This window comes from Chitinophaga pinensis (assembly GCF_007896845.1).
GTDB classification, from domain to species: domain Bacteria; phylum Bacteroidota; class Bacteroidia; order Chitinophagales; family Chitinophagaceae; genus Chitinophaga; species Chitinophaga pinensis_C.
In genome coordinates this window covers 1-8,079 of record NZ_VOHS01000093.1, presented here as the reverse complement: position 1 = coordinate 8,079, position 8,079 = coordinate 1, and the positions used below count along the sequence as shown (strand labels likewise).

At 44.1% G+C, this 8,079-nt stretch carries 15 protein-coding genes and 1 pseudogene; 7 read left to right on the top strand and 9 right to left on the bottom strand.

All coding sequences use genetic code 11. The features are described from left to right. The 7 genes and pseudogenes from FEF09_RS30245 to FEF09_RS32580 all read left to right on the top strand — a co-directional run. On the top strand, window positions 1-391 hold a 391-nt coding region (locus FEF09_RS30245), incomplete at its 5' end, for a DUF3526 domain-containing protein (protein WP_146308618.1). A 306-nt stretch (window positions 392-697) separates the two neighbouring features. Beyond that, window positions 698-925 carry a hypothetical protein gene (locus FEF09_RS30240; protein WP_146308616.1) on the top strand — a complete coding sequence of 76 codons (228 nt, stop codon included), beginning with the start codon at window positions 698-700 and terminating at the stop codon, window positions 923-925. Between the two features lie 431 nt (window positions 926-1,356). Beyond that, window positions 1,357-1,596, top strand: a complete 240-nt coding sequence (locus FEF09_RS32590) for an MbnP family protein (protein ID WP_222597317.1) — start codon at window positions 1,357-1,359, stop codon at window positions 1,594-1,596. 200 nt (window positions 1,597-1,796) lie between these two features. Next, the gene (locus FEF09_RS32585) at window positions 1,797-2,171 is read left to right on the top strand and encodes an MbnP family protein (protein ID WP_222597316.1); all 375 of its coding nucleotides are present in this window, start codon (window positions 1,797-1,799) and stop codon (window positions 2,169-2,171) included. A gap of 8 nt (window positions 2,172-2,179) precedes the next feature. Continuing rightward, entirely contained in the window at window positions 2,180-2,305 is a 126-nt protein-coding gene (locus FEF09_RS34455; protein ID WP_261387979.1) for a hypothetical protein, read from the top strand. Between the two features lie 84 nt (window positions 2,306-2,389). Next, window positions 2,390-3,213, top strand: a pseudogene (locus tag FEF09_RS30230) (cytochrome-c peroxidase). Between the two features lie 279 nt (window positions 3,214-3,492). Continuing rightward, window positions 3,493-4,077, top strand: a complete 585-nt coding sequence (locus tag FEF09_RS32580; protein WP_222597315.1) for a transporter — start codon at window positions 3,493-3,495, stop codon at window positions 4,075-4,077. Between the two features lie 70 nt (window positions 4,078-4,147). Here the strand turns inward: FEF09_RS32580 and FEF09_RS34445 are convergent, their stop codons facing one another. The 9 genes from FEF09_RS34445 to FEF09_RS35270 all read right to left on the bottom strand — a co-directional run bounded on the left by FEF09_RS34445 (window position 4,148) and on the right by FEF09_RS35270 (window position 8,032). Next, window positions 4,148-4,297: a helix-turn-helix domain-containing protein gene (locus FEF09_RS34445; protein ID WP_261387980.1), complete on the bottom strand. Its 150-nt coding sequence runs from the start codon at window positions 4,295-4,297 to the stop codon at window positions 4,148-4,150. Between the two features lie 35 nt (window positions 4,298-4,332). Then, window positions 4,333-4,482, bottom strand: a complete 150-nt coding sequence (locus FEF09_RS34440; protein ID WP_261387976.1) for a hypothetical protein — start codon at window positions 4,480-4,482, stop codon at window positions 4,333-4,335. 50 nt (window positions 4,483-4,532) lie between these two features. Further along, on the bottom strand, window positions 4,533-4,961 hold the full coding sequence (locus FEF09_RS34435) for an AraC family ligand binding domain-containing protein (protein ID WP_261387975.1): 429 nt from the start codon (window positions 4,959-4,961) through the stop codon (window positions 4,533-4,535). A gap of 69 nt (window positions 4,962-5,030) precedes the next feature. Then, entirely contained in the window at window positions 5,031-5,543 is a 513-nt protein-coding gene (locus tag FEF09_RS34430; RefSeq protein WP_261387974.1) for a hypothetical protein, read from the bottom strand. Beyond that, window positions 5,531-6,055, bottom strand: coding sequence for an SDR family NAD(P)-dependent oxidoreductase (locus tag FEF09_RS34425; RefSeq protein WP_261387973.1), 525 nt, complete (start codon window positions 6,053-6,055; stop codon window positions 5,531-5,533). Before FEF09_RS34425 ends, FEF09_RS34430 begins: the two co-directional genes overlap by 13 nt. A gap of 404 nt (window positions 6,056-6,459) precedes the next feature. Beyond that, window positions 6,460-6,921, bottom strand: a complete 462-nt coding sequence (locus FEF09_RS30210) for a hypothetical protein (protein WP_146308614.1) — start codon at window positions 6,919-6,921, stop codon at window positions 6,460-6,462. 261 nt (window positions 6,922-7,182) lie between these two features. Then, a complete protein-coding gene (locus tag FEF09_RS30205; RefSeq protein WP_146308612.1) occupies window positions 7,183-7,386 on the bottom strand; it encodes a hypothetical protein in 204 nt (67 codons plus the stop codon). Further along, complete coding sequence (locus FEF09_RS30200; protein WP_222597314.1) at window positions 7,383-7,835, bottom strand: hypothetical protein; 453 nt, start codon at window positions 7,833-7,835, stop codon at window positions 7,383-7,385. The genes FEF09_RS30205 and FEF09_RS30200 overlap by 4 nt, the downstream gene beginning before the upstream one ends. An 89-nt stretch (window positions 7,836-7,924) precedes the next feature. After that, on the bottom strand, window positions 7,925-8,032 hold the full coding sequence (locus FEF09_RS35270) for an ATP-binding protein (RefSeq protein WP_409994916.1): 108 nt from the start codon (window positions 8,030-8,032) through the stop codon (window positions 7,925-7,927). Window positions 8,033-8,079 lie beyond the last annotated feature (47 nt).

Sequence of the window (8,079 nt, the reverse complement as noted above, 5' to 3'; positions counted from 1 at the left end):
TGCGGCGGCTGAAGTGGCAGAACGTAAGTTATATGGGCAGATTGAAAAGCAACAGGCTGCTATACGTACATTGCAATTATTAAGTCCGGCGCTGACATTACAGGAGCAGCTGGCAGGTTTTGCCGGTACGCATTGGCACCAGTTTAATCAATTCAGCATAGCAGTTGATTCCTTCAGAAAGAAAACGCAGAGCTTTTATTTCCCAAAGATGGCTACAGAAGCAACTTACAGAACTTTCAACGTAAACGATGCAGCACATATTCCCCGGTTCAGACAACAGATTTATGCTGACTATGGATGGATGGACGTGTACAGTCCGTTACTCATATATGGGATAATAAACAGGTTTATTGATCACCATTGCTTACAGGCGTTTACTACACGTTATTAAATAAAATAAGACGGTCTGGTTAAATACCAGACCGTCTTTAATATAGATACTTCCTATATCTTCTACCGAACAAAAAGAAGTGCAGTTTTATCTGAATTTAGTCTTTTTATTAATAGCTTTGCTTCCGTATAACCATTTATTTCTGCTGATGCGCAAACAACTCATAACGGTCTTGCTGATGATGATCTGGCTCTGCCAGCTCTCCGGCCGTTATTTTGTGATGTTTGAATTCTATCTAAATCAGGAATATATTGCACAGAATCTTTGTGAGAACAAGGATAAGCCTCAATTGCACTGTAATGGCCGATGTCATTGAAGAAGCAATTGAATGAAGAAAAAAAGGGATCAGATAACCCGGAACGCAGGGCAGACAACAAAAGCGAGATTTTCTACGATGCGTCTTTTTATGTTGCAGATCTGACCCCGGCTTACAAAACTTTCCACACAAACTATAATAACCCGGCTTGTATCGGCACTCCTGTTGATCAGGCGTTTACTATCTTCCATCCGCCCGGGGCTTTACTTTCCTGCTAATCAGCTTTTCCATTTCTATTCGTTTTTTAGCATCTGTTAGTGGCTTTCGATGTAAACAGCTGCTATCAGGGCTGCTATTCTTTTATCATTACTGACGATCATCAGTATGATCTACCTTGTTTATTTCCGTAATGCACGCATATACGGAGATGAATAACTATTGCCCTTATTGACGAATACATGCTGCAGGAGACCTCCTGCAGATGAATATGCCATAACAAAGGCGATAAACTTGTAGTGGCTTCCGTAACGCATGCGTATACGGGACAGAGATAGTATTGCCCATAAGTGACCGGAAATGCTATAGTCACTATCAGTAACAAAAATTATCATCATTGCATCCGCTTCCGTAAAAAACATACCTACGGAAACGGGATACTAGTGCCCTACTGACCGGAACATCATCATCATTCAATCAAATAAATAATACAATGAAACACATCAACAAATGCATTGCGACACTGGCGCTGTTATCCAGCGTATTTACTTCTTGTGGGAAAGACAATGTCGCTCCGGTTATTGATACGAATCAAAAAGCAACACTGTCTATTCAGTTTGACAATATTGTCGGAGACAAAAACCTGCAATTAAATACCGGCACTTATACTAACGCTGCGGGAGAAGATTTCAAGGTATCACTACTTCGTTATTTTATCAGCAATATAAAGTAAAAACAAGCGGCGGACAGGAATACGTTGTTCCGCAGGACAGCAGCTACTTCCTGATAGCAGAAGACAATGCAGCTTCTCAGTTTGTAAAGGTACAGGTGCCTGTGGGAGAATATGCCGCTTAAGTTTGTGTTGGGTGTGGATAGTCTCCGCAGCACGATGGATATCAGCAAGCGGACAGGCGTACTCGACCTACAGGTGGCATGGATGATGGCATGTACTGGGGCTGGAACAGCGGATATATTTTCTTCAAAATGGAGGGTACTTCCAGTGTGGCGCCGCTTGATCCCAGCGGACAACATAAGTTCAGGTACCATATTGGTGGCTTTGGCGGTTATAATGCACCAACACTTAACAACGTAAAAACGATTACAGTGGATCTGACTGCAGGAGGCGTGGCGAAAGTAAGAGCAGACAGGGAGTCAAATGTACATCTGATGGTAGATGTACTGAAAATGTTCAATGGTACGACGAACGTGAGCATTGCCAGTAATCCGACGGTGATGTTCAGTGAATTCAGCATGAAAGTAGCCGGCAATTATGTCAACATGTTTACACATGATCATACTGAAAACTAAGACCTGTTATGCATCGATTACAATTAATACTGATCACGGGATTTGCATTTTTACTACTGGCCTGTAGTAAGAGTGACCAGTTACTGGCTTTCATCGGCTTCAAAAAACCGGCGCATTTTCCTTCGCCTGTATAAGCTGGAAAATAATCCGGTTACGCAGGAAGGTTTTGAATTGGGCAGGAAATTGTTTTATGAATCCCGCCTATCCAGAACAACACGGTGTCCTGTGGCTTCTGTCATTTACAAACAGCTGCATTTACCCATCATGGTCATGATGTGAGTCATGGGATAGACGACCGTTTAGGTAGTCGCAACTCCCCTCCTATTATGAATCTCGCGTGGAACACCCTTTTATGTGGGATGGCGGTGTATTTGATATGGATCTGCAACCGGTAGTACCGATCACTAATCCGGTTGAGATGGATGAAACGGTTGAGAACGTGTTGAATAAGCTAAGAAACACGGCACCTTATCCGGCTATGTTCAAAAAGGCGTTTGGCACGGAAGAGATAACAACTGCGCGGATGATGAAGGCACTTTCGCAATTTATGGTGATGCTGGTCAGCGACCAATCTAAATACGACAGTGTCATGCGCAAACAGGGCGTGACGTTTACGCAGGAGGAGCAGCAGGGATATACGCTCTTTCAGCAGAAATGCAGTAGTTGTCACAAGGAGCCGTTATTTACGGATCAATCGTTCCGGAACAATGGTATTGGTACAGGGCCGAATAATGATGAAGGACGTTATCCGGTTACGCTGAATACCGATGACAAATATAAGTTTAAAGTACCCAGTCTGCGGAACCTCGCTTATACAGCACCTTACATGCATGACGGCCGGATGTATACTTTAAATGCGGTATTTAATCATTACAGTTCGGAGGTACAGGACATGGCTACTTTGGATCCTTTGCTCAGACAGAATGGAGTCTTAGGCATTCCTTTATCTGCGAATGATAAACAATATCTCTTAGCGTTTCTGAATACGCTTAACGACCGGCACTTTATTACGGACAAGCGTTTTTCTGAAGAATCGCAATAAATAAATCACTGATGATGAAAAACTATTGACGCTGATGATATGCCTGCTGGCAGTGTTGTATGAAACCCGTGCCTGTGATATCTGCGGTTGTGGAGTGGGAAGTTATTATATAGGGCTGTTACCTGATTTCAAAAAGAGATTTCTGGGGGTACGCTATCATATAAAACCTTACGCTCGCATCTGGGACCCGGTGGTACTACTTCTTATCTAACAACGGACGAAACCTATCAGACGACGGAGGTCTGGGGTGGCTGGAATATCGGGAAGCGGTTCAGGGTATTGGGATTTGTTCCTTTGAACTTCAACAGCCGGGAGAATCAGGGAATTACGATGAATAAATCCGGTATCGGGGATATTGCTATTGTGGGGTATTATCAGTTGCTGGACACAAAAAATGTCATATTCCACAACAAACTACTCGTACAGTCACTGTGGATCGGTGGTGGCATCAAGGCTCCTACTGGTAAATACGAGCCAGCTGAGCGAAAGGAGAATGAGGATACACCTAACAACTTTCAGCTGGGAACTGCCAGTACAGATTTTACATTCAATGTCATGTATGATGTGCGTCTGATGGACTTTGGTGTGAATGCGAATGTGAGTTATAAGCTGAATACGAATAACAAGTATGATTATCGTTATGGGAATAAGTTCACCGCGAATCTGCTGGCGTATTACAAGTTCAGGCTGGCGGACCAGTTCACCATTGCACCTAATGCGGGTTTCTTACTGGAGACTGCACCAAAGACACGGAAGCCGGCAAGTACAAGGTGGATGTATCCGGCGGACATTCTTTACTGGCGACCGCAGGTATTGAAGTTACGTTCCGGACCTTTTCTGTGGGCGCGAACTATCAACCGGTGATTTCACAGGAGTTAGCTGATCAACGCGTCAAGGCGGGAAACAGGGCGATGGTTCATGTCAGTTATCTGTTCTAGTAGATATTACGGGCGGTCGCCTCGACGGGCGAGTATCCGAAATGTTTTTTGAAGGCAAAGGAAAAGTGTGAGAGATTTTCAAATCCGGCTTCCAGATAGATATCCGCAGGTCTGCGTTTCTTTTCCGTCAGGTGATAATGGGCCAGTTCCAGCCGCTTTTGTGTCAGCCAGCGCTGCGGACTTATCTGGAATGCCTTTTGAAGTCTGTCTTAAAGGTGGTCAGGCTACGGCCGGTGAAGTAGGCAAAGCGCTGCAGGGGCATATTGAACATAAAGTTCTTCTCCATAAAGTCAGCGAGATCGAGTTTACCCGGTTCGGAGAAATTAGCCAACCAGCGATCAATTGTTTTGTCAAGGGTACGGAGTACGGTGATGGCCTCTTCTATTTTGACAGCAACGATGGCAGGTGGTACCCCCTCTTCGAGATCAAATAAGGCAGCAGGGAGCCGAAAAAGCTTTGCAGCAGCGGATGTGTCTCATATTGCCGGATGCCGTGATGCAGATCAGGTACCATGACGGGTTCATGTCGGCTGTAATATTCTTTCAGACGCTCCACCCGGATACAGATCGTTACCGATTTGTAAGGCTGTCCGTCTTTGGAAGATTTGAAAAAGGTGGCCAGTTGATTACGCGGTACGAACCATGTGTCGCCCGGTTTTAAGATATAAGTCTGGTCTCCCACGTTTGCTTTCACTTCTCCGGAAATGAGGTGTCCAAAGCTGTGGTCCCCGGAAATGACTTCGTGCTGGAAGTATTTATCCTGTATACAAGGCAGCATGATCTCCTGTGGTAAAGTCCAATATGATGACATGATCGATCGCTTTTGATAGTACAAAGGAACGCACAAATTCTTATTGAACCCGTGCGTTCCTTTCTTTGATCAGGCTACGGTAAATGTGATACCAGTTAATTGTTCGCTGAGTGTCCAGAGTTGCTGTGCCTTTTCACCGTTTACGGCTTCAGCTGTCACCCCTTTGGTCATTTCAAACTTATCTGATTTGAAGCCCTGCCAGGCCTGATCGATCCGAGCGACTTCTGTATCCTCACAATATACGCCCCCTATATCTGCCAGTTTAGGGCTTGTAGCGCACCACACTGTAGTAGATGCACCTTCACCCAGCGTCTTATATCCATTGTAAGGATCGTGGCGGAAATTGCCCTCCTCGTCATAAACGCCCAGCGCTCTGAAACCTTCCTCAGATATGTCCCTGCCAAGGTCGGTCACCGCAATAGCCCCCGGATGTAAAGAATAGGCCCTTACCCCGTGTGCCTGTGCCCGTTTGTCCAGTTCTACGGCAAATAACACATTCGCCTGTTTCGCCCTTGCATAGGATACCGAAGGATCATACGGCTGATGGTCAAAATTCGGATCATTCAGATCTATTGATGCCATGTGATGTCCCAGGAAGATACGTTTACAATTCTCGCATTCTTTGCGCTTTTTATAGCCGGCCAGAGACGGGCGGTTAACTGGAAATGTCCGAGGTGGTTGGTAGAGAACTGTGATTCATACCCACGGGCATCACGTCTGAGCGGCGTCCACATGACGCCTGCATTATTGATCAGCATATCCAAAGGTCTGTTCAGTGCCAGAAATTGCTCCGCGAAAGCGTCTATTGAAGCAGGATCCATCAGGTCCATTTCCAGTACTGTTACATTGGGGATGCCTGCGAGATTGTTTTCTGCTTTCTCCCTGCTTCGGGCTGGAATGTATACTGCTACACCTGCATTAGCCAGTGTTTTTGCGGCCTCCAGACCAATGCCTGAATAACCACCGGTAATGATCGCTGCTTTTCCATGGAGGTTGAGGCCTTTGATAACGTCAGTTGCTGTTGATGCGGCGTCGAAGCCTGAGTTGACAGGGCGTTGGAGAGCGCCGTTGTAGTTGTTTGAGCTGTTGGTCATTGTTTAGTGGTTTGTTTAGGGCAAAATTCGGGAGAAAGGTGGGTTGGATGTTTTGTTGAGAAGGCGGAATATTGTTTGTTGAGAAGGCGGGGAAATGAAAAACCTTATCAGATGACTGATAAGGTTTGAAATTATTTAGGGGTAAACAGCAGAACCGATGGTCAAAACAAGACCAGTTCACTTTGAGCCTTTTCAATCAGATATTGTTGAATTCTCACATCTTCTAAAAACGACGCATTTCTTATTTTATCATGCAATTTCAACAATCGGCTCTTTGCTCTTTTCATCACAGTGTCATAATCAAGTGCCCATATTAATACGCTTCCGTCTTTATATTCTAACACCGTCTTCTGTCGGATCAATGTCAGATCCAAGCACAAAGCAGGTTACTTTTGAGTAACTCTTTAGAAGGCCTTTTTTAATAACTCTGTTACATATTTCCATGCCTGCGATTTCTGCTCATCATCTATTAATACACCGGGGCGCTTCAATTCTACAATAGTCAGTCTATCAATGCCAATTTCAGCACCTTCCATATCATATTTTGAAAAACTATACATACCTACTGTGCTATCCGGCAAAATGGCAAAGTCTGGTCTGTTTCTTGAGCCTTTGAGCCTGTCAACACCAAATAAATCCTGAATAACCTTTGTCATTCCCTGATTGGAAGTGTATTCAATCGTTTCATATTCTGGTCCGAAAATCCATAGAGCCCGATGAAACAATGGTTGTAAATCCTGCACTTCATCAGTTAATTCACTTAATAGCTTCATCTGCAATTTCTCAAGGAGAATCGTTCTGTACTCTATCTCATCTAAAACAATTTTTGCAAAATCAATTTCCCACTTTGTCAGCATATTGGTCAACCCCTCCAACTGTTCAGTAGAAGACCCGCCAAAGTTGATATCAACTCATATTTGGAATCAGATGTTTCTAATCTGGCAAGTAAACTACCTAATTTTTCACATCAGCAGTAATGCGGACAATCTTCCTGTACATTTTTCATGAATCGCTCCCATTTCTGGCGGGAGACCAGCCCCATTTGTGTCAATGCAGTTCTGTTGGCTGCTTCTATTCTCTGAAAGTCTCTTCCCGCTGGCTCTTCGATAATTCCAGCAGATGTTCTTTTATGCTGTCATGTATAACAGGTAAGGCATTCTTATATCGCTCATTGGAAGGATAGAATCCTGTCCATCAGGTAACACCGCCTCTTCCAGACAATCGGCGTTGATTATGTATATATAACGTTTAGCAAAGGTCTTTCTTCCATCAATAAGATACTCACTACCACTACCTTTCCACGTACATTCTCCCACTATACGATTTTTCACATGCCAGGCAATTCCATGTTGCTGCGTCGTTTATCGCTGGTTTGTACGTCGATAACTTTAATACTGAACTTCCCTACATTCGTCACTTCCACCTCCAGATAATTAATATTCTCCTCAGGTACGTCCCTGAATGTCACGAAAACGCCATTTACACTTACCAATGATGGATCTGTCAGAAAACGCATACCAATTTCCTTGCGGGCGTCCTCACTACTAAGGTTAGGTTTGGCCGCATTCTCAATAAATATCTCCGTACCATGTCCCGACACCTCTCTACTATCAATAGTTTTCTGAAATACAAGTGTATGTTCAATATCGCGATCAACCTGAAAGACATTTGCCCAACCGTCCCTGAAAGTGCTGACTTTAAAATTTTGACCAAATGCAAATGCTGCCAGCCGTCCTTTACCATTTCGCCCAAACGTTTTACGTTTAGATACAATTGCCATGTTTAAAGGAGGTACTTCAGCGTAAGGCCCCTGCTCTCTATACCTGTTATACGCAAGTTTTCTATAGCGTGTTAAAAATTGCTGCTCTGTCATTCCGTGACATTATCAGCAATAGAAAATTTCTGGCCATCACTTTCAGGCCATTCAATATTTACTTCAGTGGCACCTGCATCCCATGCATTGGCGACTAATTCAATAATGGCTGTTTTACAGTCCCTAATAAAGTTTCTCCGGCGAAAGATTC

Bases quoted from the DNA above. Each gene is read 5' to 3' on its own strand.
- FEF09_RS30240 (WP_146308616.1), top strand. From the start codon at position 698: ATGTCATTGAAGAAGCAATTGAATGAAGAAAAAAAGGGATCAGATAAC.
- FEF09_RS32590 (WP_222597317.1), top strand. From the start codon at position 1,357: ATGAAACACATCAACAAATGCATTGCGACACTGGCGCTGTTATCCAGC.
- FEF09_RS32585 (WP_222597316.1), top strand. From the start codon at position 1,797: ATGGATGATGGCATGTACTGGGGCTGGAACAGCGGATATATTTTCTTC.
- FEF09_RS34455 (WP_261387979.1), top strand. From the start codon at position 2,180: ATGCATCGATTACAATTAATACTGATCACGGGATTTGCATTTTTACTA.
- FEF09_RS34435 (WP_261387975.1), bottom strand. From the start codon at position 4,961: ATGTCATCATATTGGACTTTACCACAGGAGATCATGCTGCCTTGTATA.
- FEF09_RS34430 (WP_261387974.1), bottom strand. From the start codon at position 5,543: ATGGCATCAATAGATCTGAATGATCCGAATTTTGACCATCAGCCGTAT.
- FEF09_RS34425 (WP_261387973.1), bottom strand. From the start codon at position 6,055: ATGACCAACAGCTCAAACAACTACAACGGCGCTCTCCAACGCCCTGTC.
- FEF09_RS30200 (WP_222597314.1), bottom strand. From the start codon at position 7,835: ATGGCAATTGTATCTAAACGTAAAACGTTTGGGCGAAATGGTAAAGGA.